25 protein-coding genes, 1 tRNA gene and 1 pseudogene are annotated in these 25,040 nt (G+C 60.5%); 10 read left to right on the plus strand and 17 right to left on the minus strand.

The genetic code is table 11. The annotated features are described in order from the left end of the window. Positions 1-13 precede the first annotated feature (13 nt). Positions 14-967, minus strand: a complete 954-nt coding sequence (locus PR017_RS12655) for a sugar-binding transcriptional regulator (protein ID WP_111218904.1) — start codon at positions 965-967, stop codon at positions 14-16. A gap of 89 nt (positions 968-1,056) precedes the next feature. Next, the gene (locus PR017_RS12660; RefSeq protein ID WP_111218906.1) at positions 1,057-1,512 is read right to left on the minus strand and encodes an RbsD/FucU family protein; all 456 of its coding nucleotides are present in this window, start codon (positions 1,510-1,512) and stop codon (positions 1,057-1,059) included. A gap of 233 nt (positions 1,513-1,745) precedes the next feature. On the opposite strand from PR017_RS12660, the gene PR017_RS12665 reads away from it, so the two are divergent. From PR017_RS12665 to PR017_RS12690, 6 genes are all read left to right on the plus strand, one after another. After that, entirely contained in the window at positions 1,746-2,405 is a 660-nt protein-coding gene (locus tag PR017_RS12665; RefSeq protein ID WP_111218908.1) for a response regulator, read from the plus strand. Continuing rightward, entirely contained in the window at positions 2,405-3,769 is a 1,365-nt protein-coding gene (locus PR017_RS12670) for a sensor histidine kinase (protein ID WP_111218910.1), read from the plus strand. Before PR017_RS12665 ends, PR017_RS12670 begins: the two co-directional genes overlap by 1 nt. 62 nt (positions 3,770-3,831) lie before the next feature. Continuing rightward, positions 3,832-4,758 (plus strand): ROK family protein, encoded by a 927-nt coding sequence (locus tag PR017_RS12675; RefSeq protein WP_111218912.1) that lies wholly within the window; start codon positions 3,832-3,834, stop codon positions 4,756-4,758. Then, the gene (locus PR017_RS12680) at positions 4,730-5,458 is read left to right on the plus strand and encodes a copper homeostasis protein CutC (RefSeq protein WP_111218914.1); all 729 of its coding nucleotides are present in this window, start codon (positions 4,730-4,732) and stop codon (positions 5,456-5,458) included. Before PR017_RS12675 ends, PR017_RS12680 begins: the two co-directional genes overlap by 29 nt. Before the next feature lie 165 nt (positions 5,459-5,623). Beyond that, entirely contained in the window at positions 5,624-6,442 is an 819-nt protein-coding gene (locus PR017_RS12685) for a DUF6030 family protein (protein ID WP_111218916.1), read from the plus strand. 304 nt (positions 6,443-6,746) lie between these two features. Continuing rightward, positions 6,747-8,072, plus strand: coding sequence for a UDP-glucose dehydrogenase family protein (locus tag PR017_RS12690; protein WP_111218918.1), 1,326 nt, complete (start codon positions 6,747-6,749; stop codon positions 8,070-8,072). 102 nt (positions 8,073-8,174) lie between these two features. Here the strand turns inward: PR017_RS12690 and PR017_RS12695 are convergent, their stop codons facing one another. Then, complete coding sequence (locus tag PR017_RS12695; protein ID WP_111218920.1) at positions 8,175-8,387, minus strand: KTSC domain-containing protein; 213 nt, start codon at positions 8,385-8,387, stop codon at positions 8,175-8,177. Positions 8,388-8,860: 473 nt separating this feature from the next. Between PR017_RS12695 and PR017_RS12700 the strand changes: the two genes are divergently transcribed. Next, entirely contained in the window at positions 8,861-10,309 is a 1,449-nt protein-coding gene (locus PR017_RS12700) for a DHA2 family efflux MFS transporter permease subunit (RefSeq protein WP_111218922.1), read from the plus strand. 17 nt (positions 10,310-10,326) lie between these two features. On the opposite strand, the gene PR017_RS12705 is transcribed toward PR017_RS12700, so the two are convergent. The 4 genes from PR017_RS12705 to PR017_RS12720 all read right to left on the minus strand — a co-directional run bounded on the left by PR017_RS12705 (position 10,327) and on the right by PR017_RS12720 (position 16,928). Further along, positions 10,327-11,871 carry a SpoVR family protein gene (locus PR017_RS12705; protein ID WP_111218924.1) on the minus strand — a complete coding sequence of 515 codons (1,545 nt, stop codon included), beginning with the start codon at positions 11,869-11,871 and terminating at the stop codon, positions 10,327-10,329. A gap of 2 nt (positions 11,872-11,873) precedes the next feature. Then, a complete protein-coding gene (locus PR017_RS12710) occupies positions 11,874-13,145 on the minus strand; it encodes a YeaH/YhbH family protein (protein ID WP_111218926.1) in 1,272 nt (423 codons plus the stop codon). Positions 13,146-13,169: 24 nt separating this feature from the next. Beyond that, on the minus strand, positions 13,170-15,116 hold the full coding sequence (locus PR017_RS12715) for a PrkA family serine protein kinase (protein ID WP_111218927.1): 1,947 nt from the start codon (positions 15,114-15,116) through the stop codon (positions 13,170-13,172). 372 nt (positions 15,117-15,488) lie between these two features. Further along, positions 15,489-16,928 (minus strand): NAD-dependent succinate-semialdehyde dehydrogenase, encoded by a 1,440-nt coding sequence (locus PR017_RS12720; RefSeq protein ID WP_111218929.1) that lies wholly within the window; start codon positions 16,926-16,928, stop codon positions 15,489-15,491. A 15-nt stretch (positions 16,929-16,943) separates the two neighbouring features. Here PR017_RS12720 and PR017_RS12725 point away from each other — a divergent pair, with 15 nt between their 5' ends. The 3 genes and pseudogenes from PR017_RS12725 (at position 16,944) to PR017_RS28305 (ending at position 18,056) form a co-directional block, all read left to right on the plus strand. Next, positions 16,944-17,129 (plus strand): hypothetical protein, encoded by a 186-nt coding sequence (locus tag PR017_RS12725; RefSeq protein ID WP_111218931.1) that lies wholly within the window; start codon positions 16,944-16,946, stop codon positions 17,127-17,129. 38 nt (positions 17,130-17,167) lie between these two features. After that, positions 17,168-17,578, plus strand: coding sequence for a BA14K family protein (locus PR017_RS12730; protein ID WP_111218933.1), 411 nt, complete (start codon positions 17,168-17,170; stop codon positions 17,576-17,578). A 254-nt stretch (positions 17,579-17,832) separates the two neighbouring features. Further along, positions 17,833-18,056: pseudogene (locus tag PR017_RS28305) on the plus strand (DUF3164 family protein). A gap of 24 nt (positions 18,057-18,080) precedes the next feature. Here PR017_RS28305 and PR017_RS12740 read toward each other — a convergent pair. The 10 genes from PR017_RS12740 to murA form a co-directional block, all read right to left on the minus strand. Then, positions 18,081-18,767 (minus strand): hypothetical protein, encoded by a 687-nt coding sequence (locus PR017_RS12740; protein WP_111218935.1) that lies wholly within the window; start codon positions 18,765-18,767, stop codon positions 18,081-18,083. Between the two features lie 575 nt (positions 18,768-19,342). Next, a tRNA-Phe gene (locus tag PR017_RS12745) sits at positions 19,343-19,418 on the minus strand. A gap of 193 nt (positions 19,419-19,611) precedes the next feature. Beyond that, complete coding sequence (gene yacG, locus PR017_RS12750) at positions 19,612-19,824, minus strand: DNA gyrase inhibitor YacG (protein WP_111218937.1); 213 nt, start codon at positions 19,822-19,824, stop codon at positions 19,612-19,614. A 3-nt stretch (positions 19,825-19,827) separates the two neighbouring features. Further along, positions 19,828-20,448, minus strand: coding sequence for a Maf-like protein (locus PR017_RS12755; RefSeq protein ID WP_111218939.1), 621 nt, complete (start codon positions 20,446-20,448; stop codon positions 19,828-19,830). Positions 20,449-20,501: 53 nt separating this feature from the next. Continuing rightward, positions 20,502-20,720, minus strand: a complete 219-nt coding sequence (gene infA, locus PR017_RS12760; RefSeq protein WP_004117876.1) for a translation initiation factor IF-1 — start codon at positions 20,718-20,720, stop codon at positions 20,502-20,504. Between the two features lie 118 nt (positions 20,721-20,838). Next, positions 20,839-21,261, minus strand: coding sequence for an arsenate-mycothiol transferase ArsC (locus PR017_RS12765; protein ID WP_111219039.1), 423 nt, complete (start codon positions 21,259-21,261; stop codon positions 20,839-20,841). A gap of 63 nt (positions 21,262-21,324) precedes the next feature. Beyond that, positions 21,325-21,798 (minus strand): UPF0262 family protein, encoded by a 474-nt coding sequence (locus tag PR017_RS12770; RefSeq protein WP_111218941.1) that lies wholly within the window; start codon positions 21,796-21,798, stop codon positions 21,325-21,327. 3 nt (positions 21,799-21,801) lie between these two features. Then, entirely contained in the window at positions 21,802-23,100 is a 1,299-nt protein-coding gene (gene hisD, locus PR017_RS12775) for a histidinol dehydrogenase (RefSeq protein ID WP_111218943.1), read from the minus strand. 57 nt (positions 23,101-23,157) lie between these two features. After that, entirely contained in the window at positions 23,158-23,601 is a 444-nt protein-coding gene (locus tag PR017_RS12780; protein WP_111218945.1) for a DUF2948 family protein, read from the minus strand. A 114-nt stretch (positions 23,602-23,715) separates the two neighbouring features. Further along, a complete protein-coding gene (murA, locus tag PR017_RS12785) occupies positions 23,716-25,008 on the minus strand; it encodes a UDP-N-acetylglucosamine 1-carboxyvinyltransferase (protein WP_111218947.1) in 1,293 nt (430 codons plus the stop codon). Between the last annotated feature and the right edge of the window lie 32 nt (positions 25,009-25,040).

The following is a 25,040-nucleotide window of genomic DNA, read 5'->3' on the forward strand; positions in this document are numbered from 1 at the left end:
GGTTAAATTTGCTTCAGTCGTCGATCAAGGATGCGGCAGTCGCCTCATCCGTAATCAGGCCGTTGATCAGCCGGCCTGTCAGCGCCGCTCTGATAGCCTCGAGTTTGCGTTGGCCCTTGGCAATTCCAATCACGGTCGATGTTTCGCGGCTGGGTATCGGCGCGCTGGCGACACGCTCGTTGACGGCGTTTTCGAGCAATTTGCCTTCCCCGTCGAAGATCCAGCCGCAGATCTCCCCGGTAGCGCCTTTTGCAACAAGCTCGACCATTTCGTCCCGGCCGAGGAAGCCATCGACGCAGAGTGGCGCGTCGACGCCCATTTCGCCGATCCCGACAAAGGTCACATCGGCAACCGCGCTGATATCGAGCGTCGAGCGCACCAGCGCCTGCGCGTGCAACAACTCACGCTCGGACGCAGCCGATACGAGAACCGGCAACGGCATGGGATAGTGACGGGCCTTGATCGCATCCGCCATGCTGAAGATGACGTTGTAGTAGGCAGCGGAACCGTCCGGACCGATGTTGCCGGTGAGCGAAACGATCCGATGCTGCGTGCAATCGATGGAGGGCAACTGGTCGACGGCAGCCTTCAGCGTGCGCCCGGTGCCGATGGCAAGCACGATGGGCTCCGGTCGCTTGAGCCAGCGTTCGATCTCGGCGGCGGCGGCCTCCGCGATGCCGACAGTCGTCGACGTCGATCCGGGATCGCTCGGCACCACCTCGACATGGGAGAGGCTGAATTTCCGGCGCAGATCCTCGGCAAGCTGCAGGCAGGCGGCGATCGGATGGTCGAGGCGGACCTTGATCAGCCTTTCGGCGACCGCGAGCGACACGAGCCTCTGCGCCGATTGCCGCGAAATCCCCATGGCCCCGGCGATCTCGTCCTGGGTCCGGCCGGCGACATAGTACAACCACCCGGCTCGTGCCGCGTCGTCGAGCCTGCCCTGGGTTTCCGACTTCCTGGCCATCCTGTCCCTTCTGTGGCGCTGGCCGCAGCATCCCCGACATCGGGTCGAACATCGCTGCAGCCAGGGGCACGATTGTGACGACGCGAACCTTACGCTGCGTCGGGCGGAATGACGCCCTTGGTCAGGGTGAAGCAGCCGTAGAACCGGCGCTCGCCTGTCTGGATAACGCAATAGGCGCTCTTCGCACGCTCATAGAACGCGAAACGCTCGACCGGCACAAGCGGCCAATGCTTGCCTTCGGCGCGATCGATCTCTACCTGCATCTCGACCTGAACGGCCGGCAGTTCACCCGGGGAGCCGACCACCTCCATGCGGGTGGCTGCATCGTCGATGAACGTATCGAGCGGCATCAGCGACAGGATAGCGGCAGCAGCCTGTGGAGAGGTCACGTTGTCGATCCGCAGCAGATGGCCGAGGCTCGTTTCGAGCGCCACCGACTCTGCCGGAAAATTGGTATCGACAATGACAAGCATGTCGCCATGGCCCATGGAGGCCAGCGCGTGCAGCACGTCGGCATTGAGAGCAGGTGAAATTCCCTTGAGCATGATTAAAGCCTCCTCCAGGCACTTCTTTCAGAATTCGCATCGGTGGCGGGAGACCCCCGCACTTTGCGCAGCAGACAAGTAAACGCGGCGCCGCAGTCTGTCCAGAGACGCCCGGATGGGCGTCCGCAAACAAGGCGCCGATACCAGCTTGATACACGGCTTATTTCCGCCTCGATTGACCGCATAGCTCCCGCCATATTAGGACAGACGTACCCGAGCGTTGCGAGGCAATTGTGAGAATTCTCCTGGTCGAAGACGACGACACCCTCGGCAGCGCTGTCCGCGACCACATCGCCGCGAGCGTCCATGCCGTCGACTGGGTGAGAAACCTCGGAGATGCAGAAAGCGCGGCGAACTCGGTTCACTACGGCCTCATACTTCTCGATCTGCAATTGCCGGACGGCACTGGCATCGATTTTCTGAAGACGCTGCGTAAGAATGGCAAGGAAACACCGGTCATCATCCTGACAGCGCGTGACCAGATTTCAGACCGCATCGAGGGTTTGAACAGCGGCGCCGACGACTATCTGGTCAAGCCCTTCAATCTCGGCGAACTCTCCGCCCGCATCATGGCGGTTGCCCGGCGTTATTCCGGCAGTCCGCAGCCGATGCTCAAGATCGGCGACCTCGAAGTCGACCAGACGCAGCGCCGCCTTATCGTATCGGGCAAGGACGTCGTGCTGACCGGCCGCGAATGGGCGGTTCTCGACCTGCTGGTCGCCCGCCCCGGCGCCATGGTCTCCAAGGACCAGGTGGAAGAGGCGCTCTATGCCTTCGGCTCGGAAATCGAGAGCAACACTGTCGAGGTCTATGTCAGCAGGCTGCGTAAGAAGATCGGCCGGGACCGCATCCGCACGGCGCGCGGCGTCGGCTACTCGCTCGGAGAACGATAATGCCGGAGACCCTCGGCCGCCTCAGCCGCATCAGCATCACCCGCCGGCTGATCACCACGCTCACGGGGCTCGTCGTGCTCTTCTGGCTGATCGCGGTGGGCCTGGGCGCCTATGTGATGAACCGGGAATTCGCCGAGATCTTCGACGGCACGCTGCAGGAAACAGCCGAAAGACTGATGCCGCTGGTGCTCGACGACCTCGCCCAGCGCGACGGAGCCACCGATCCGCAGGCTTTGCAGGCCGTGCAGCAGGGCCTGAACAAGGAATATCTCACCTATCAGGTCATCGATTCCAGCGGCAAGGTCATCATCCACTCGCAGGAAGCGCCGGCCACGCCCTATGACGTGCCCCTGAAGGTCGGTTTTCACGACACGCCGAAGCACAAGATTTACACAGAATCGGCGCTCAACGGCACCTTGTTCCTGCATGTAGCCGATGCCTTCCGAAACCGTCGCGAGGCCCTGCGCGAAGGCACCGTGGCGCTGCTCTGGCCGCTGCTGCTGCTGATACCGACGAGCATACTGCTGATCCAGTTCATCGTCAGCCGGTCGCTGGCACCCATCGACCGCCTGCGCGACGAGATTGCCACCAAGGACAGCGGCAATATGGCAGCAGTCGAAGGCGATACACTCCCCCGCGAACTGCGGCCGATTGCCCGTTCCGTCAACCTGCTGCTCGGAAGGCTGCGGTCGGCACTGGAAGCCGAGCGGGAATTTACCGCGAACAGCGCCCACGAACTGCGCACGCCGATAGCCGGTGCGCTGGCGCAGACACAACGGTTGATCGCCGAACTGCCCGAGGGTCCCCTGACTGTCAGGGCCGGACGCATTGAGACAGCGCTCGCCAATCTCGGACGCCTTGCAGAAAAGCTGCTGCAGCTGGCGCGTGCTGAAGCCGGGATCGGCACATCCGACAAGCCACTGGATCTGACGCGCATCGTGGATGCCGTCGTCGGCGACTACGACCGGGACAGCCGCACCGCCGGACGCGTCACGCGGGACTACGCTGCCGGGGTTACCCTTGCGCGCTGCGTCGACATCGACGCCTTTGCCATCGTCGTCCGCAACCTGATCGAAAACGCACTCGTCCACGGACCGCATGATGGGGTCGTCACCATCTCTGTCACCGGAGATGCCGTCAGCGTCGTCAACGGCGGCAATGTCGTCGCGACTGACGAACTCGCCGGCCTCAAGCGCCGGTTCCGTCGCGGAGAAACCAGCGCCGCCGGCTCAGGCCTCGGCCTCGCGATTGCCGACAAGATCGTCACCCAGATGGGCGGCCGACTGGACCTGCTGTCGCCGGCCTCGGGTCAGCCAGATGGCTTCGAGGCCCGCATCGTCCTCACACCGCCGCCCGGAAGCTGATCTCTTGCAATGGCTGGAAAAGGATGCGAGCAACGTCGTCTCAATGCCATAGCGAGTGACGGATGATCGTTTCTTTTGACATCGGCGGGTCCGCCATCAAGGGCGGTTTTGCCCGCTCCCAATCCGACATCACGACGCTGCCGCGCCGGGTTACGCCCGGCCATGATTTCGAGGCTTTCGTCACGGTGCTCCGCGAGATTATTGCCGAGGCCCCGGAAAAGCCTGACGGCATCGCCGTATCGATCGCAGGCGTCGTCGATCCGGACACTCGGACGCTGACCTGCGCCAATATTCCCTGCCTCCACGGCCGCCAACTTGGTAGCGATCTGGAGACGGCACTCGGCTATCCCGTGCTGATCGCCAACGATGCCGATTGCTTTGCCATGGCAGAGGCTTTTTCCGGCGCGGGTCGCGGTCACCGCATTGTCTTCGGCGCCATCCTCGGCACCGGGGTCGGCGGTGGACTGGTCGCCGACGGGCGGCTGGTCAATGCATCCGGTGGTTTTGCAGGCGAATGGGGCCACGGGCCAGTCGTCGCGGCCTTTGCCGGCACCCCCCCTGTCGCCATTCCGGCGTATCCCTGCGGCTGCGGGCAAAGCGGCTGCGTCGACACCATCGGCGGCGCACGCGGCATGGAACGCCTGCACGCGCTGCTTCATGGCACCAGTCTTTCCAGCGAGGAAATCATCGGCCTTTGGCTCGGCGGCGACGACAAGGCGAGTGCAACGCTCGACGTCTATATCGATCTCGTCGCGCCGCCCCTGGCCCTGACCGTCAACATTACCGGCGCAACCATCGTGCCCGTGGCAGGCGGTTTGTCGAATGTCGAGCCGCTACTGGAGCGACTGGATGCCGCCGTGCGCCAGCGAATCCTGCGGAAATTCGACCGCCCTCTCGTCGTCCGCAGTCAGTGCCGCATCGAGCCCGGCCTGATCGGCGCCGCCATTCTCGGACTGCGCGATGTCGAGGATCGCCGCCATGTTGCTTGAGGTCTGCATCGAAGACAGCGCCGGCCTTGCAGCCGCCATCGACGGCGGTGCCGATCGCATCGAACTGTGCAGCGCGCTTGCCATCGGCGGCCTGACGCCGAGCGCCGGCCTGATGCGCGAAGCCGGCCAGCGTCAACTGCCTTGCTATGCCATGATACGACCACGCGCCGGCAACTTCGTCTGGTCCCCGGAGGACATGGAGGTGATGTACGGCGATATCGACATCGCACGCAGCGCCGGATTGGCCGGCGTCGTACTCGGTGCCTCTCTGCCCGATGGCCGGCTGGATCGCGAAAGCCTCGACAAACTCGTACACCACGCGCGAGACCTCGGCCTTACCCTGCATCGTGCCTTCGACCTCGTGCCCGACTGGCGCGACGCCATCGAAATCGCAGTCGATCTCGGTTTCGAGCGGATTTTGACCTCGGGTGGAAAAGTGACCGCTCCTGATGGGATCGAGGAGTTGGAAACACTGGTAGAACTTGCAGCCGGCCGGATATCCATCATGCCTGGCTCCGGCATCAATCCGCAAACCGTGAGCACCTTGATCCCGAGATTGAAGATCACCGACATCCACGCCTCCTGTTCTTCCAGCACAGCATCGAGCGACCCGCGGCTTGTCTCCCTCGGCTTTGCGCCTGCGCTCGAACGACGTACGGACGGCGCGGTGGTTCGCGCCCTGAAGGCGCTGGTCGCCTGAGAGCTGCACTGCCCCAATTGGCAAGCCCAATTGCCAGTGGGCTTCAAAGAGGGCATGAATGCTTCTGTTGCGTAAAGGCGCCCCGTCCGGACGGTCGGGAACCGCTGCGCGAAAACGATGCTTTCACGGCTTGAGTCCCTACCGTGATTTCGCAGAGAGCATTAAATGACGGTTTCACCCCCGCGTCGCAAAAGCCGCATCGTTTTCTGGCTGGCCGCGATCTTCATCCTGACGGGTATCGTCGCAACCGCGCTGCTTGCCAACGACCGGCGGAACTTGCGGTTTCTGGCTGACCGCTACCATATCGGCTGGCTCGGATATGAAACCGTCACGCCGCCGAAGAAGTTACAGCAAGTCAAACAAGGCCCGAAGCGGGTTGCGCCACCGGTATTCCCGCCTGCAGTGGCAAAACCGGTCGCGACACGGCTTTTCACCAACCTGAATTCCGCGCCCAGCTTTTTCCTACGCCGCTGGAAGATCTCCGGCGAGACGGCCTGCGACGCAATCTCACGAGCCGGCTTCGCCGTCGGCCCTTGGCATCAGGGCGCGATCGACAATTCGACATTCGAATGCAGCTACCAGACGCCGGTGTCCGAGACAGCAGCGGATGAACAACCGTCGCTCTTCGTCATCGTCCGCGGCACGCCGAAAGGCGAGGTCAGCAGTATCCGGGTCAAGGCGATCCTGCCCGAGACTGCCGCCGGGCGGGAGCTACAGGCAAAGTTCCAGGGTCTGGTCCACGCCATCGTCCAGGCTGTCGGCTGGAGCGACCTCAGCGATGCCACCGACCGCATTGGAAAGCTCGAGAACGTCACACAGTCGAGCTTCGGCGCAAGGATCGTATTCTCGCACGAGTTCGCCGATCCGCGCCGGTTCAACCTCATTCTCGACATCGACAGGCCCACCGGCGACCGTATCCTAGCGGCCAACTTTTTCGACACGTCCAAGTGGTTGCCGCTGCCCGAAATTACCTCGCGCAGGTGATCCGAATTGGCACAGCAACCGAGTGCAGAGAGGGAGACCGCAATTGCTGCGTTGCAACATACTGCCATTGCACTAAGATGGCATCGTTCTACATGTTCGTTTCACCGTTCATTCCGTAGGGGATTTCGATGAGGTAGCAGGCGTGAAGCCAGCCGGTAAAGCTCTGGCATCATTCATGAAACTGATGACATATCAGTCTATCTGTTTCTTGAGCGATTACGCAGGAGCCGGAAATCTGGCCACGTCAGCAACTTCAAATCGACCAACAGAACGCGTTTGCGTTGTCTGAAAAAGAGGAAAATCGATGCGTATCACGATGATCGGGTCTGGTTATGTGGGTTTGGTGTCAGGCGTCTGCTTTGCAGATTTCGGCCATGACATCATCTGCGTCGACAAGGACGAGAAAAAGATTGCAGCGTTGCGGGCCGGCGAAATCCCGATCTTCGAGCCGGGGCTCGAAAGTCTCGTGGCCGAGAACGTCCGCTCGGGCCGCCTGTCGTTTTCGACGGAAGTGGCGGAAAGCGTCGCAGCCAGCGATGTCGTCTTCATCGCCGTCGGCACCCCGTCGCGCCGTGGCGATGGTCATGCCGACCTGTCCTACGTCTATGCAGCTGCCCGCGAAATTGCCACGCACGTCAAGGGCTTCACCGTCATCGTCACCAAGTCGACCGTTCCTGTCGGCACCGGCGATGAAGTGGAGCGGATCATGCGCGACACCAACCCGGACGCAGACATCGCCGTCGTATCCAACCCCGAATTCCTGCGCGAAGGCGCCGCAATCGAGGACTTCAAGCGGCCGGACCGCATCGTCATCGGCCTCGACGACGATCGTGCCCGGGCCGTGATGACCGAAGTCTACCGGCCGCTCTACCTCAACCAGGCGCCGCTGCTGTTCACCTCGCGCCGCACGTCGGAACTGATCAAGTACGCCGCCAACGCCTTTCTCGCCATGAAGATCACCTTCATCAACGAGATGGCCGATCTCTGCGAAAAAGTCGGCGCCAATGTCCAGGAAGTCTCCCGCGGCATCGGGCTCGATGGCCGTATCGGCGCCAAATTCCTGCATGCGGGCCCAGGCTATGGCGGCTCGTGCTTTCCGAAGGACACATTGGCACTGGCGAAGACTGCACAGGACCACGACAGCCCGGTGCGCCTGATCGAAACGACCATCTCGATCAACGATAACCGCAAGCGGGCCATGGGTCGCAAGGTCATCGCGGCTGTTGGCGGCGACGTTCGCGGCAAGAGCGTCGCGGTCCTCGGCCTGACCTTCAAGCCGAACACCGACGACATGCGCGACAGCCCTGCGATCTCGATCATCCAGACCTTGCAGGATGCCGGCGCCAAGGTGGTCGGTTACGATCCGGAGGGCATGGACAACGCACGCGGCCTGATCGAGGGCATGACGTTCGCAGCCGATGCCTACACGGCCGCCGAAGGGGCAGACGCTCTCGTCATCGTAACCGAATGGAACCAGTTCCGCGCGCTCGATTTTGCCCGCCTGAAGCGGGTCATGGCCGCACCTGTCCTCGTCGACCTCAGGAATATCTACCGCCGCGACGAAATCACCAAGCACGGCTTCGAATATTCGAGCATCGGACGGCCGAACCAGACCAACGATCAACACTGATCGTCGTCAGCAATCAAAAAAAGGGGGCATAGCTTGGCGCTATGCCCCCTTTTTTATGCGTTACCCAATCAGCATTGGAAACAACGCCGGCAGGTCTACTGCTTATCTCACACTCACATAAGGTTTGGATTCGCGTATGTGGTGGCGATAGTACGAGCCCGGCGAATCGGCCGAGATCAGATTGCGGTAAATCTGTTCAGGTACGTTGCTGTAAGGCTCAACTTTGCCATTGTGAAACTCGATTTCCATGCGCGACGATTTCAGATCGTACGCAACAGCCGTAATGAGGCGCGATTTTATTTGAATGCGTTCCATTCCAAAATTCCCTTAGTTGCAAGAAATCAAAAACCAGAGCATGGGCACTGCTTCTACATCCCAGCCAGACGAACTTAGTATCTTTTAACGCTTATATTAAGTATTTAATAATAATAGCAATTCACAAATAATCAACGATGTTTACAGTTGCACTTCGCGGATAACGATTAACAACCGTGGAGTGCGAAATGTCTCCGAGTATTGAAATAGTGCTCACGCTGATGGAAGCAGTTCCTGCATCAGCCTCCCCAACTCGCTTACGAAGAACCCGACAGACCGTATTTCTCGCTATGCTGGGGCAATTTTGCGGCAAACGAAGTGCTCCCCAAGAGTTGATCGGTAGCTCCCCTGCACTGCAGGGTTTTGCTTGCCCCGCATGCGCGCAGTGGTGATATTCACCCTTCCTCCTTGTGCATCATCGCCGACGCCGCAAATGCGGAGCCAAGCCGCGACGGAAAGCCTGAATCAACAGCATGACACAGACTGAAAACGCCCCCTCGGACCCAGGGTTCGCGACCGAGCGCGATCCGCGACTGCGCTTCATCATCCCGGCCGTCGTTGCCGTCGCCTTCCTGATGGAACAGCTGGATTCGACGATCATCGTCACAGCTATTCCCGCCATGTCCCACAGTCTTGCCGTGACGCCACTCGCCATGAACCTTGCGGTCACGGCCTATATCCTGACGCTTGCGATGTTCATTCCGGTCAGTGGCTGGTTTGCCGATCGATTCGGTGCACGCCGCATCTTTGCGCTGTCGCTGCTGATCTTCACTATCGGCTCGGTGCTCTGCGGGCTGGCAGTCAACTTCCCGATGCTGATCGCGACGCGTGCCCTGCAGGGCTTCGGCGGGGCGATGATGACGCCGGTCGGCCGGCTCATCCTCATTCGCAGCTTTCCGCGCAGCCAACTCGTGACCGCCATGACCTACATGACCTTGCCGGCCATCATCGGGCCGTTGGTTGGCCCCGTCCTCGGCGGCGTCCTGACGACCTATCTATCCTGGCGCTGGATATTCTACGTCAACGTGCCTTTCGGTATCATCGGCATCGTCATGGCGCTGCGCTACGTCGAGGATACCCGCGCCGACAAATCCAAACGGTTTGACATTCCGGGCTTCTTGATGGTCGGCTCCGGACTGGTGCTGCTGCAATACGGCATCGAGAATATCGGTCGGCCGGCTATTCCCGTCCCGGCCATCATTGCCGCCCTTGTCGCCGCCTTGCTGCTGCTCGTCTTTTTCGTCCGATATGCGCGCGCCGTGGCGGCGCCGGCTGTCGACCTGACGCTGTTTCGCCTGCGCTCCTTTCGCGTCGGTACGCTTGCCGGAGGCATCTGTCGTGTCGGATTGAACGGCGTGCCCTTTCTGCTGCCGCTGATGCTGCAGATCGGCTTTGGCGTCAGCCCCATCGTCTCAGGCTCGCTGACGTTCGCCAGCGCCTTCAGCGCACTCGTGGTCCGGCCGATCTCGCAACGGCTGCTGCGGGCCTTCGGCTTTGACCGGGTGCTGACATGGAGCGCTGTCGCCGGCTCGCTGACAGTCGCTGGCTTTTCACTGATGACGCCTCAGACACCCTATTGGCTGATTATCGTCTGGGTGTTTGTCTTCGGCCTGACGCGGGCCGCACAGTTCATGACGTCGAACACGCTCTCCTATTCGGACACGCCGGCAGCGCAGCTCAGCAGCGCCACGAGCCTCGGGGGCGTGCTGCAACAGTTGAGCGTCAGCTTCGGCGTATCGATAGCCGCCATGCTGCTCGGTCTCGTTACAGCGGGCAGTGGAGCCCTGACGCTCGGCAGCTTTCATATCGTCTTTCTGGTCATGGCTATCATTCCCCTGCTTGGCCTGCCCGGCTTCCTGCAGCTGAAACCTGAAGACGGCCAGCAGGTCAGCGGCCATGTGCGAAGAATAGCCCCGGACTAAGCGGATCTTCAGGGTATTCAGGCTGCCACGGCAACCTTGCGGGGACTGACCAGGTGATCCTTTAGCAAGATACCCGCCCTGTCGATCTCCTGCAGCACGACATCGTAGCTCCAGAGGTCGGCCAGATGCTGCAGCACCTTCCGGGTGTCGCCCTCCTCCAGCAGACTGCCGTTCATCACCGTGTGCCGCAGGATCAACCGACGGTCGCCGGGCAGGTCGACATCGACGACCTCGATATGTGGATCGATCCAGCCGATGTCGAATTGCCGAGATAGTTCTCGCCGGACGCGCCGATAGCCGCGCTCGTCGTGAATTGCCGCCACCCGCATCCCCTCCTCCTCAGCCGGATCGTCGGTCAGGTGGAACAGCCGCAGCTTGCGCATCAGGTTGGGGCTCAGGAACTGGGCAATGAAGCTTTCATCGCGATAATTGGCCCAGAGATCGCGGAGCACAGCCATCGCGTCGCCGGTCCCGGCGATCTCCGGGAACCACTCGCGATCCTCCTGCTCCGGCTTGGTGACGATACGCTCGATGTCCTGCATCATCGCAAAGCCGATGGCATAGGGATTGAGGCCGGAATAGCGCTGGTCATCGAACTGCGGCTGGAACACTACATTGGTGTGGGATTTCAGAAACTCGAGAAAGTCACCGTCGCCGATACCGCCGCGCTCGTGCAGGCGTGTCATGATCTCATAGTGCACATAGGTCGCCGTGCCCTCGTTCATCACCTTGGTCTGGCCCTGCGGGTAGAAGTACTGGGCAACATGGCGGACAATTCGCAGGATTTCCCGTTGCCACGGCTGCAGTCGGGGCGCTGTCTTTTCGAGGAAATAGAGGATATTTTCCTGCGGCAGCCCGGTGATTGCCTGCCGGCGCTCGAGGCTGAGATCGGGTGCGCTCTTGCCGGCCTTGGTCGGCACGGTGCGCCAGAGATCGTTGAAGATGCTTTCGTCATGCGCCCGCCGCTCCTGCAGCCGGACTTCCTCCATCCGCAGGTCGAGCTTCTTCTTGCCGGCATAGCGGTGCACACCGTGCGACATCAGCGCATGGGCGGAATCGAGCGTCCGCTCCACGGCCGCATGCCCGTAGCGTTCCTCGCAATTGGCAATATAGCCCTTGGCGAAATTCAGGTAATCGAGGATGCCGTCGGCGTCTGTCCACAGCTTGAACAGGTAGTTGTTCTTGAAGAAATGGTTGTGGCCGAGGGCGGCATGCGCAATCACCAACGCCTGCATCGTCGCGGTGTTCTCCTCCATCAGGTATGAGATGCAAGGGGACGAGTTGATGACGATCTCGTAGGCCAGCCCACGCAGGCCCTTGCGATAGAATGCCTCGTGATGGGCGAAATGCTTGCCGAACGACCAGTGCTTGTAGAACAGCGGCATGCCGATCGAGGAATAGACATCGAGCATCTGCTCGGCGGTGATGATCTCGATCTGGTTAGGATAGACATCGAGCCCAAGCTCGTTGACGGCAATGTCCTGGCATGCATCGTGGATGCGCTGCAACGCGGCGAAATCCCAGTCGGCACCGTCGTAGAGACGCTTCATTGCCTTTGCCATTGTCAGCCAGCCCTCGTCTCCGCAGCGCGGCGTTGAAAGAGATCATGGAATACCGGATAGATCTGGCTGCGGTCGCTGACTTTGCGCATCGACAGCACCGGCCAGCCGGCTGAAATCCGCTCGTAAAGCTGCCAGACGGCCGAGCCGGACGAGATCGCCCCGCTACGCCCTTCGCCAACTTCGAGATAGGCGAAATATTGCGTCGCCGGCAGAATCCAGTCCTGCAGAAGGGCGGCTGTCGTCGTGCTGTCGGAGTAGGCGTTGTCGCCATCGGACGCCTGCGCGGCATAGATGTTCCAGTCGGACGGTGGAAAACGCTCGATCATGATCCGTTTCATCGCATCGAGCGCGCTCGATACCTGTGTACCGCCCGTCGCAGGGCTGCGGAAGAAGGTCTCCTCGTCGACCTCCTCGGCCGTATCGGTATGGCGGATGAAGACGATTTCCACGCGCTTGTACTGCCGCGTCAGGAAGATATAGAGCAGCATGTAGAAGCGCTTGGCGAGATCCTTCATGTGTTCGGACATCGAGCCGGAGACGTCCATCAGGCAGAACATCACCGCCTGGGCGACGGGCCTCGGCTCGTTTTCGAAACGCCGGTAGCGAATGTCGATTGGATCGATATAGGGAATGCGCCTAACCCGCGATTCCAGCGCCGAGACTTCAGCTTCCAGTGCCAGCCGCCGATCCTCATCGACACAATCGGCGATCTCGGCGTGCAGCATGGCCACCGCCTCCGCCTTCGGCCGGTTGAGCGCAACGCGGCGCATCATAGCCCGCTTCATGGTCCGGTTGATGGCGAGATTGGAGGGAGAGCCGTTGACGGAATAGCCTGCCCGCACCGGGTTTGGCTGTTCGGATGTGGCGAGCTTTTTCTTGGCCAGATCCGGAAGCTCGAGGTCGTCGAGGAAGATGTCGAGGAACTCGTCGCGGGTCAGCACGAAGCGAAAGGCATCCTCGCCGTTGCCGTCGCCACCGTCGCGCGGCTTGCCTTTTCCGCCCGGCGGGCGGGAGAGAATGTCGCCCTCGATGAAGGTCTTGTTGCCCGGCAGGACGTGTTCGTGGATGCCGGCCGGGCCTTTCCGGAAGTGCGGCTCCTCAGTACCCCCGAGGGGAATGCTGATCTCGCCGCCTTTGAGAACGTCTTGAATACCGCGGCTTTGCGAGGTCTCGTAGACCGCTTTCTGCACCAGCGCCTTTGCTCGTCGCAGGAAGCGCTGGCGATTTTCGAGACTCTTGCCGCCTGGATTCAGGCGCCGGTCAACAATGTGCATTCCTACTCCTCTGTTGGGACTAGTCTAGCCTGCCTGTTTGACGCGCATGTACCACTCTACCAACCGGCGAACCTGACGCTCCGTATAGCCGCGCGAAGTCATGCGTTCGACGAATTGCCCATGCTTCTTCTCAGTGTCGCCGTCCTTCTTGGAGCCGAAGGAAATCACCGGCAACAGGTCTTCCACTTGGCTGAACATCCGCTTTTCGATGACTTCACGGATTTTCTCGTAACTCGTCCAGGATGGATTCTTGCCGACATTGCTCGCCCGCGACCGAAGGCAGAACTTTACCACCTCGTTGCGGAAGTCTTTCGGGTTGGCAATTCCCGCCGGCTTTTCGATCTTGGTCAGTTCCTGGTTGAGCAGATCCCTATCCAGCATCTGGCCGGTATCCGGATCCTTGAAATCGACATCCTCGATCCAGGCATCGGCATAGTCCACATAGCGGTCGAAAAGGTTCTGGCCGTAGTCGCCGTAGGATTCGAGATAGGCCTTTTGGATCTCGTGTCCGATGAATTCCGCGTAGCGCGGCGCCAGTTCCCCCTTGATATACTCCATATACTGCTTCTCGACGTCGGCCGGCAGTTGCTCCCGCCGGATCGATTGTTCGATGACATACATCAGATGCACCGGATCGGCCGCGATCTCTGTCGTATCGTGGTTGAAGGTTGCCGCCAGAACCTTGAAGGCAAAGCGCGTCGAGACGCCGTCCATGCCCTCATCAACGCCGGCTGTATCGCGATATTCCTGCACGCTGCGGGCCCGGGGATCCGTTTCCTTGACACTCTCGCCGTCGTAGACGCGAAGCTTGGAAAACGGCGTCGAGTTTTCATGCCGCGTCAACCGCGACAGAACCGTGAAGCGCGCCAAGGTTTCCAGCGTCGACGGCGCGCAAGGCGCCTGGCTGAGTTCGGATTCCTCGATCAGCTTCTCGTAGATCTTCTGCTCTTCCGTGACCCGCAGGCAATAGGGAACCTTGACGACGCAGATACGATCGATGAAAGCCTCGTTGTTCTTGTTAGCCTTAAAAGTCTGCCACTCCGCCTCGTTGGAGTGGGCCAGAATGACGCCTGAGAACGGGATGGCGCCGATATTCTCGGTGCCAATGTAATTGCCCTCCTGCGTCGCCGTCAGCAGCGGATGCAGCATCTTGATCGGCGCCTTGAACATTTCAACGAATTCAAGCACGCCCTGATTGGCGCGGTTAAGGCCGCCGGAATAGCTGTAGGCGTCGGCATCGCTCTGGGCGAGGCTCTCGAGCTTGCGAATATCGACCTTGCCGACCAGCGAGGAGATATCCTGGTTGTTCTCGTCGCCGGGCTCGGTCTTGGCGATGGCGATCTGGCGGAGCCGCGACGGCTGCATCTTCACCACCTTGAAGCGCGAGATATCGCCGCCGAACTCTTCCAGCCGCTTCAGGCACCAGGGGCTCATGAGCCCTGTCAGCCTTCGCTTCGGAATACCGTAGCGTTCCTGCAGCATGTCGCCCATCGCAGCCGGATCGAACAGGCTGAGCGGGCTTTCGAAAACCGGGCTGAGTTCGTTGCCGGCCTTCAGCACGTAAATGGGATGGACCTCCATCAGCGCCTTCAGCCGTTCGGCCAGCGACGACTTGCCGCCACCGACAGGGCCGAGCAGATAAAGGATCTGCTTGCGCTCTTCCAACCCCTGCGCCGCATGGCGGAAGAAGGCGACGATTCGCTCGATCGTCTCTTCCATCCCGTAGAAGCCCTCGAAGGCGGGATAGGTCCGGATGGTCCTGTTGAGAAAGATACGTCCAAGGCGGGAGTCCCTCGACGTGTCTACAAACTGTGGTTCACCCATCGCGGCAAGTAGTCGCTCTGCCGCATTGGCATACATCAGTGGTTCGCCCTTGCAGGCTTCCAGGTATTCAGAGAAAGACATCTCAACTTCGCGCCGCGCTTCAAAGGAACGGGCAAAGGTGTTGAATAGTACATCCGTGTTGTACATGGCGCCTCATCGAGGTTGCTATTGCAAATACGCCTGGTCAGCTGGATAACAATCCGCTGTATTCATATTTCGGTGACGTTTCTATGAAAGTGAAATGCGACCGTGAATCAAATGCTACGCTTGATTCGGCAATGCAGCAATATCCGAGGCAATCCCAAGTCACCGATTTAATGATAAAGATGCTCAGGGTTGCGCAACAGTCAATGAGAATATACCTGAAGTGGCGAACGCGAGTGTATGGTACTCAAGCGATATGCGCCATAAAATCGATACCAAGCCATTGATTACATAACAATCAACGCGAGTGGCACCGATAGCGGACGGCAAAATTGCCACATGCCGTCCGATTTTTTCCACAGAGCCCGTTTGTTATCAGGCGTTCATCTGGGAGATGAAGCGCGTTTCCAGATAGGAATCCACCGCCTCTGAGCCGCCTTCCGTGCCATAGCCGGAATCCTTCATGCCGCCGAACGGCACTTCCGGAATGGAGAGGCCGTTGTGGTTGATGGTCAGCATGCCTGCTTCCATCCGCTGTCCCAGCGCATGTGCCGTGCCGACCGACGTGGTGAAGGCGTAGGAGGCGAGCCCGAACGGCAGGCGGTTTGCCTCGGTGATCGCATCGTCGACGGTCGCGAAACGGTTGATGATCGCGACGGGACCGAAGGGCTCCTCGTTCATGATGCGTGCATGGGTCGGCACGTCGGTAATGACGGTCGGCTCGAAGAAATTGCCTTCGTTGCCGATCCTGCGGCCACCGGTGCGCAGGGTCGCGCCCTGCGATACTGCATCGTTGATCAGCGCTTCCAGCGCAGGGATCCGCCGCTCGTTGGCGAGCGGCCCCATCTGCACGTCGGCATCCAGCCCGTTGCCGACCTTGATCGCCTTGGCGGCAGCAACAAATCCATCGGTGAACTGGTCCATCACGCCGTTCTGCACGAGAAAGCGAGTCGGCGCGACGCAGACCTGGCCGGCATTGCGGAACTTCGCCAGCGACGACACTTCGATAGCCTTGGCGATATCGGCGTCATCGAAGACGATTGCCGGCGCGTGCCCGCCGAGTTCCATCGTCGCCCGCTTCATGTGCAGACCGGCAAGCGACGCCAGCTGCTTGCCGATGGGGGTGGAGCCGGTAAACGAGATCTTGCGGATGATAGGGTGCGGGATGAGATATTCTGAGATTTCGGCCGGCACGCCATAGACCAGATTGACGACCCCGGCCGGCATGCCCGCGTCCGCAAAGGCGCGGATCAACTCGGCCGGAGACGCCGGCGTCTCCTCGGGCGCTTTGATGATGATCGAGCAACCGGTCGCAACCGCTGCCGACAGCTTACGGACGATCTGGTTGATCGGGAAATTCCAGGGCGTGAAGGCCGCAACCGGGCCGACCGGCTGCTTGATCGTCATCTGCAGCACGCCGGTGTGGCGCGCAGGTATGATCTGGCCGTAGGTGCGGCGCGCCTCCTCGGCAAACCAGTCGATGGTATCGGCAGCCCCGAGCGTTTCCGCCAGCGACTGCGCCAAGGGCTTGCCCTGTTCACGCGTCATCACCCAGGCGATCATGTCCTTGCGCTCGCGCAGGAGATCGGCCGCACAACGCATGATCTTCGAGCGCTCGAAGGCGGACGTATCGCGCCAGACCTTGAAGCCCTTGTCGGCCGCCGCCAGCGCAAGATCCAGATCGCCGCGCTCCGCATGGGCGATCTGCCCGATGGTCTGGCCGGTGGCGGGATCGCTGACAGCGATCGTCTTCTTCGAAAGCGCATCGCGCCATTCGCCATCAATGAAGAGTTTGACGTCGAGATAGGTGTGCATGGGGAACCTCTTTGGATGATCAGGGCCGGCTTTCAGCAGATGCCGCAGGAAGCGGCGTTGCGACAAGCCTCCAACCGACCGTCGTCGATCGATAATGCTTTTATGGGAGCGCTCTACATGGTGTCAACGACGGCACAATTCCAGCCACTGGTGGCAGCAGCCGAGGATCACGAAAACGCGAACAACTCTGGATTTCATTAGAAGAAACGCCATATCCGTGTCACAAAAGGAGCGAGAACATGAAAAGACTAGCAATTATCGCGGTGTCCCTGATGACGGCATTCACCGCCATCACGCCTGCCGAAGCATTCCCCGCATCCGCTGCGCCGGTGACCACGATCCAGAATTCGAATGTCGTAAACGTGCAATACAGCGAATACAGGCATCACGGACGCCGAAACGGCGACCGGCGCAATTATTATCGCGGCCGCGGCCACGATCGCCGCTATGACCGCGGCTACCGTCGCCACAACAACACGGGCGCAATCATCGGCGGCCTTGCAGCCGGCGCAATCATCGGCGGCATCGTTGCCGGCTCCCGCTCGAACGGCAACTCCCACGCCCAGTCCTGCGCCAACCGCTACAGAACGTACCGCGCTTCGGACAACACGTATCAGCCTAACAATGGCCCACGGGTACAGTGCCGGTAAGATATCGGTTTGATTGAGTTTATGTGATGTTAGGCCGCCCGTGACGAGAGTTGCGGGCGGCTTTTTGGTGCGGAAACTCGGTGAATTGCGCATGGGAAAGACAACCGCACCTACCAGACTTTTGACGAATTGATGAAGGTGCATGTGCGGGTGGCGGACGTGATCGATCCCGGACCAGAGCCGCAGATTGGGAACGCCTGATCGAGGAATGCCTCAACGAGTGCTCGGCCGACAGCCGATCGGAAATTCGGGCCATTACCACCCGTGCCTTCAACACCGCCAAGGACGACAAGATCAACCCCTCTGAAATCTTCATGTTGCTTCAGTACGAGATCGTAGACGAGCGGTGGAAGCAGCCATGGAAGCCATCCGCTATGCTATGCGTATGGCGGGTTCCAAGGTATACGTCCGCTTCTACACACGCACGCGGCCGGAAGACAGCTGGCAGGCCGTCACCATCGATCTGGCTGAGGCATAGACGCATGAGTATAAATTAATAGCTTCAGACGATCTTCCATCCTTCCATCGCCCGTTCAAGTTTTTCGCACAGATGAACAACCAGCAGAGAATTATTACCGACAAGCCATTCAAACTGGTCTTCCGTTGGGGAGAAGTCGGGGGCAAATCTCTCTTCCTGCGTCGGCGAAAACAACAAAAATTGGTCGCAAACAGTCTCAACTTCCATACTAATCGCGATCATTTCGGGCTCGAGCAAGTGCGCTGCTTGTATCCAGTCTTCATGAGCGAAACCACGCTTCAACCTCGAAACAAAAGTAATCGCGTTATTATAAACGGTAGTCAGTACACGCGGCCCTTTTGACCGAATGGTCGCAATATTGTCACTCGTTAGCCTGCTGCAGATCTGCCTCACGACCTTTGTATACGCCAGCATATGGTGCTCAGCGCGCAATAGGGCGCGTTTTTCCCTGAAGACGGTTGCCTCAATAATTTGATTGTGTCGCACTTGCGCAGCTTGGTCAGCCTTTTCCATCGCGCCAACCGTCCACCATGCTGCGAAGACGGCCAATCCCCCGCCAATAAGCGTCTGGAAGTCGAAAAGTATGTTACGCCAAGGATCGCCGCCGTGTTGTCCGTCGACTAGCCGTGGCTCACCAAAAATGACGGCCGGCACTATGGAAGCAATGACACAGACTAACATAAAGGTCCTGATGCGGCTCGAAAATACCATCTGCTACAATCCACTGGTTTAGCTCTTTATACTTCGAATTAAATGAAACTAGACGATTTCCACATAACACGACAGAACCCGGCGCAACTGTCCGCATCGGGCCGCATGTGATCGCCATTTCGGTTGCGACCATGGTGACGAAGCACGGATAATCCGGAAGATCGGGATCGGCGTGACCACGTTCGAACCATATTGATCAAAGGGGTCCGCCAGCATTTGCCCTGATATGATCTGGCATGCGATGCGGCTGCATTGATAGCCAAGCGTTACATTCCAAAAGGCGGGCTGGTCTAGGACATCGGGTGCTCGACCAGCAATGTCGGCCGCTTTCACGGAAAGACCGTAGAGAGCGGTGAACTCGGCTGATCGACATCGACATTTCGAGGACAGGGCGAAGGCCTATCAAGCGCCGGGTGAACTGGTCATCGCATATGCCGCAGACTACTATTTCCAGCCCTTTGACGTGTCCTACGCTGATGTTGATGCCGGTGGCTGCACGAGCCGTGTTGATGTCCCGCGCAAGCGTGGCATTTTCAGGCGGCAAGACAACAAATCAATGCACTTCAGGAAGTTTATGGTGCCCGGAGGCGGATTTGAACCACCGACACGCGGATTTTCAATCCGCTGCTCTACCAACTGAGCTATCCGGGCATACCTGCTTCATCCCGAAGGATTTGCCTTGCTTGAAGGCTTGGGGAGCTTGGTTTCCCCCGGAAGCGTGGGCGTTATAACATCTTGTTCGGCCATGTCCAGCATCAATCGCTACTTTTTCGACAGGAAATGCAAGATCGGCAATTGTTGAACGCCATCAATGTCTTGACGTTCGTTTTCGACAGGTTTGTGACTATTCCTCGTCTTCGTAGTCGGCCTTTGTCTCGTCGTCGGCAACCGGAATGGCATAGGAACCGCTCAGCCAGCGCGACAGGTCCATCTCGCGGCAGCGGTCCGAACAGAAGGGATAATGTTCGCGCATCGAGGGCCGGCCGCACTCGGCGCAGGCGCGCGGCTTGCGCAGGGGCTCGACCTTGGCGCCGAGTTTAATCTCGTTTTCCGACATGGATCATCCTTCCTGCCAATGGGCGTGAACGTCGAATCCTTCGCCTGAAAGCAGCAGCATGGTCTCGTAGAGCGGCAGCCCGACGACATTTGTGTAGGAACCGACAAGTTTCTGGACGAAACCGCCGGCCAGCCCCTGAATGGCATAGGCGCCTGCCTTGCCGCGCCATTGGCCGGAGGCCAGATAGAATTCCATGTCGTTGCCGGAAAGCCGCTTGAAACGGACCTTCGTCTCGACGACCTTCTGGCGCATCTTGCGATCCGGCGTAATCAGGCAGATCCCGGTGTAGACGGTGTGGCTCCGACCCGAGAGCAGGTGCAGCGCCGCCGATGCTTCCTCGACGAATTCGGCCTTCGGCAAAATGCGCCGCCCGACGGCCACCACGGTGTCGGCCGATAGAAGATAGCTGCCCTGCCATGCGACGTCGCCCTTCAGCGCGGCATAGGCAGCCTCGCCCTTTTCAGCCGACAGACGACGGGCCAGCGAGCGCGGATGCTCGGCCTTTTTCGGCGTCTCGTCGATATCCATCGGCATGAGGCGCGCGGGTTCGATGCCCGCCTGGTGCAGGAGATCGACGCGGCGCGGCGAACCGGAAGCCAGTATCAACGAATGTTTCAGCGCCATAAAACCTCGACGTCAGCGGGAAGACGGGGGAGCCGGCGTCAGAACCCGCCGGACTACTTGAAGCGGTAGGTGATGCGGCCCTTGGTCAGGTCGTAGGGAGTCATTTCCACCAGAACCTTGTCGCCAGCGAGAACGCGGATACGGTTCTTGCGCATGCGGCCCGCCGTGTGGGCGATGATTTCGTGTTCGTTTTCGAGCTTGACGCGGAACGTTGCGTTCGGCAGCAATTCGGTCACGACACCGGGAAATTCGAGGACTTCTTCTTTAGGCATGTAAGACGGTTCTTCCTGTCGTTTGACGCCGGGGCTGATGCCGCCGGAAAATTTGCGCGGAAACTACACAATCGACGCGGTCTTGTGAACCTCGTTGATCAGGCTTTCTGCATTTGTTTCATGCCGATTGCGCGGCAATTCCATTTCGCCGGGCCAGCCGGCTGTCGATCAGCCCGTACAGATGGTCGCGCACGCCACGATAGGCTTCAACGATCTGTTCGCGCGTGCCGGATATAACCGTTGGATCGAAGGTTGGCCAGTAGATGACCTCGACCGCCTGCGACCGCGTCAGTTCCAGCGCCGTGTGGTGGGCTTCCGGCGAGAGCGTGATGATCAGATCGAAGAAGTCATCCTCCAGTTGCTCCAGCGTTTGCGGCTGGTGGCGACCGAGATCGAGGCCGATTTCGTCGAGCACCACATCCACGAAGGCGTTCCGCTCGCCGGCCCGCACGCCCGCCGACATGATATAGGTGCCCGATGGCAGAACGCTACGGGCGATGGCTTCAGCCATGGGCGAGCGGATCGAGTTCATCCCGCACATGAACAGCAAGGCCTTGGGCGTATGGTTTGGCGTCGGAAAACGATCCTGCGTCTCCAATGGCGCCTAACCCCGCCAGTAGAGAACGCAGACGAGCGTGAACAGCCGCCGCGATGTGTTGAAGTCGATGTCGATCTTGCCTTTCAAGCGGTCGCACAGCGTCTGCGACCCTTCGTTGTGGATACTGCGGCGACCCATGTCGATTGCCTCGATACGGCTCGGCGTCGCCGACCGGATCGCCTCGTAGTAGCTCTCGCAGACCAGGAAGTAGTCCTTCACGATGCGCCGGAATGGCGTCAGCGACAGAATATGCGTGGCGACCTGAAGCTCGCCTTCGGCACTGATATCCAGCACCAGCTTGGAATCCAGCAACGACAATTTCAGGCTGTAGGGCCCACCGGCATGACCGATGGGCTGGAAGAAATTTTCCTCGACCAGGTCGAAGATGGCAACGGCGCGCTCGTGTTCGACATCAGGGCTGGCGCGGCCGATCGTATTGTCGAGGACCACATCGGTCAGCCGGAAGTCGCCCGCCGCCATCGCCTAGCCTTCGAGGTTGAGCCGGATCGCCACCGAGCGGGCATGAGCATCGAGACCTTCGGAATTGGCAAGCGCGATGGCCGCCGGCCCGAGCGCCCGCAGTTGTTCGGCCCCGAGCTTCAGCACCGAGGTGCGCTTCATGAAGTCGAGCACCGAAAGGCCGGATGAAAAGCGTGCCGAGCGGGCAGTCGGCAGCACGTGGTTGGAGCCACCGACATAATCGCCGATAACCTCAGGCGTGTGCTTGCCGATGAAGATGGCGCCGGCGTTGCGGATACCGAGCATCAGCGCATCGGGATCGTCGACCGCAAGCTCCAGATGTTCGGCAGCGATGCGGTTGGCGAGCGGGATCGCGTCTTCGAGGCTCTCGACGATGATGATGGCGCCGAAATCCCGCCAGCTCGCAGCTGCGGTCTCGGCACGGCCAAGCGTCTTCAACTGCCGCTCGACGGCCTGTTCGACGGACTTGGCAAGCAGCGGATTATCGGTCATCAGGATCGACTGGGCACCCCGGTCGTGCTCGGCCTGGGCAAGGAGATCGGCCGCGATCCAGTCGGGATTGTTATCCTTGTCGGCAATGACCAGCACTTCGGAAGGACCGGCGATCATATCGATGCCGACGGTCCCGAACACATGGCGCTTGGCGGCCGCCACATAGGCGTTGCCCGGCCCGGTGATTTTCGCCACCGGCGCAATCGTCTCGGTGCCATAGGCGAGTGCAGCCACCGCCTGCGCCCCGCCGACGCGGTAGATTTCCTCGACACCGGCCATGCGGGCAGCAGCGAGCACGGCGGGATTGACGACGCCCTCCTTTGCCGGCACCACCATGACGACACGCTCGACACCGGCGACCTTGGCCGGGATGGCATTCATCAGCACCGAACTCGGGTAGCTTGCCGTACCGCCGGGCACATAGATGCCGACCGCCTCGATCGCCGTCCAGCGCGAGCCGAGCACGACACCGAGTTCGTCCTCGTAGCTGTCATCGCGCGGCAGCTGGCGGCGATGGTGCGACTCGATGCGCACGGCGGCAACCTTCAGCGCGCCCAGCACTTCCGATGGCACCTCTGCGATCGCCGCATCGATTTCCTCCGAAGTCACCCGCATCGGCGTCGCATCGAAATCGATACCGTCGAAGCGGACGGAATATTCCATCAACGCAACGTCGCCACGCGCCCGCACGTCGGCGATGATGTCGCGGACGACGGCGTTCACATCCTCGGACACTTCCCGTTTCGTGGTCAGGAATGCCGCGAACTGCGCCTCGAACCCATCCGCCGCCTGCTCAAGCCAGATCGCCAATGCCGATATCCTTTGCCTTCAGAAACCGCCGCAGCGGCAAGAACCAGTCTCTGCCACTCAGGCAGCGTCGTCGGGATGCGTCGGTTTCTTGGCCGTTTCCCATGCGCCACCGATATCGGCAAGCTGCACTTCGATGCATTCCACGTCGAGCGCCAGCGTGGCGTTGCCAGCAAGCGTCAATTCGATCGTGCCATCCGGCCCCTCGCCCTTCTGCTCGAAGCGAATGGCCAGAAGCGAAAGCACCGTCTCGCGCCTGCGGCGGTCGATGCCCAGCGTCCGTACGGCCAGCACTCGCTTGAATACGAGTGCGGCGCGGTGGCGCTGATAGCCCTTGGCCTTGCCGTCTGCCTTTTCCCAGTCGAAGCGGTTTGCCGTCAGGGAAAACTGCAGGCCGCGCGGCTCATAGGCCATGTCGCCGACCTTGAAGACGGCGTCCTGCATATGGGCAGAAACAACCGCCAGGTCTTCGCCATCGAGCGCCACAAGCTTCAGATCTGCCATGCTTAGTTCCCCACATCCTCAGCCGCCACATCCAGCGGCCCGTTCCACCCCGAGATAGGGCGCCTGGGGCCTGGACGCAACGGCAGATGCGGCTCCCGGCAACGCTTTCAGGGCCTATTCGCTGAGCCGTTCGACGATGGCGCCGCAGCGCGTCAGCTTCTCTTCCAGCCGCTCGAAGCCACGGTCGAGATGGTAGACGCGCGAAACGACGGTTTCGCCTTCGGCAGCAAGCCCGGCAATCACCAGCGACACGGAGGCGCGCAGGTCGGTCGCCATGACAGGCGCACCGCGCAGCCGCTCGACACCCTCGATCTTCGCCGTCTGGCCGGACAGCGAGATCCGCGCGCCGAGACGAGCCAGTTCCTGAACGTGCATGAAGCGGTTTTCGAAAATCGTCTCCGTGATGTGCGCTGTGCCGGAAGCTCGCGTCATCAGCGCCATGAATTGCGCCTGCAGGTCGGTCGGGAAGCCCGGGAACGGGTCGGTGACGATGTCGACCGGCCGGATGCCGCCGCCATTGCGGCGAACGCGCATGCCGTTGTTGGTCGGCGTGATCTCGGCGCCAGCACGACGCAAGGTTTCAAGCGCCGTCTCGAGCAGCGACATGTCGGTATTTTCAAGCGTGACGTCGCCGCCCGCCATCGCAACCGCCATGGCATAGGTGCCGGTCTCGATACGGTCCGGCAGCACGCGGTGGCGGGCGCCAGAGAGGGATGTGACGCCATCGATGGTGATGGTCGAGGTGCCGGCGCCAGAAATCTTGGCGCCCATGGCGATAAGGCAGTTGGCGAGATCGACGACCTCAGGTTCGCGGGCGGCATTGCCGATGACAGTGGTGCCGCGCGCAAGCGTCGCCGCCATCATCATCACATGCGTAGCGCCGACGGAGACTTTCGGGAACGTGTACTTTGCGCCGATCAGCCCGCCCTTGGGCGCCGTAGCGTTGATGTAGCCGGCATCGATATCCATGTTGGCGCCCAGCGCCTGCAGGGATTCGATGAACAGATCGACCGGCCGCGTGCCGATGGTGCAGCCGCCCGGCAGCGATACGCGCGCCTGGCCTTCGCGGGCGAGCAGCGGCCCGAGCACCCAGAAGCTGGCGCGCATCTTCGAGACCAGCTCGTAATGGGCAGTGGTATCGACGATCGTCCGGCAGGTGAAATGGATCGTGCGGGAATAGGCGTCGTCCTGACGCTCGCGCCGGCCGTTGACCGAGACGTCGACGCCGTGGTTGCCGAGAATGCGCAGCAGCAGCTCGACATCGGCCAGGTGAGGCACGTTTTCGAGCGTCAGCGTGTCGCTCGTCAGAAGCGACGCGATCATCAGCGGCAATGCGGCATTCTTGGCGCCGGAAATCGGAATGACGCCATTGAGCTCATTGCCGCCGACAATCCTGATACGATCCATGTGCGATTACGGGCGAACCCGCCTTTCTGAAA

Source organism: Rhizobium tumorigenes (assembly GCF_003240565.2).
In the GTDB taxonomy this organism is placed as follows: Bacteria; Pseudomonadota; Alphaproteobacteria; order Rhizobiales; family Rhizobiaceae; genus Rhizobium; species Rhizobium tumorigenes.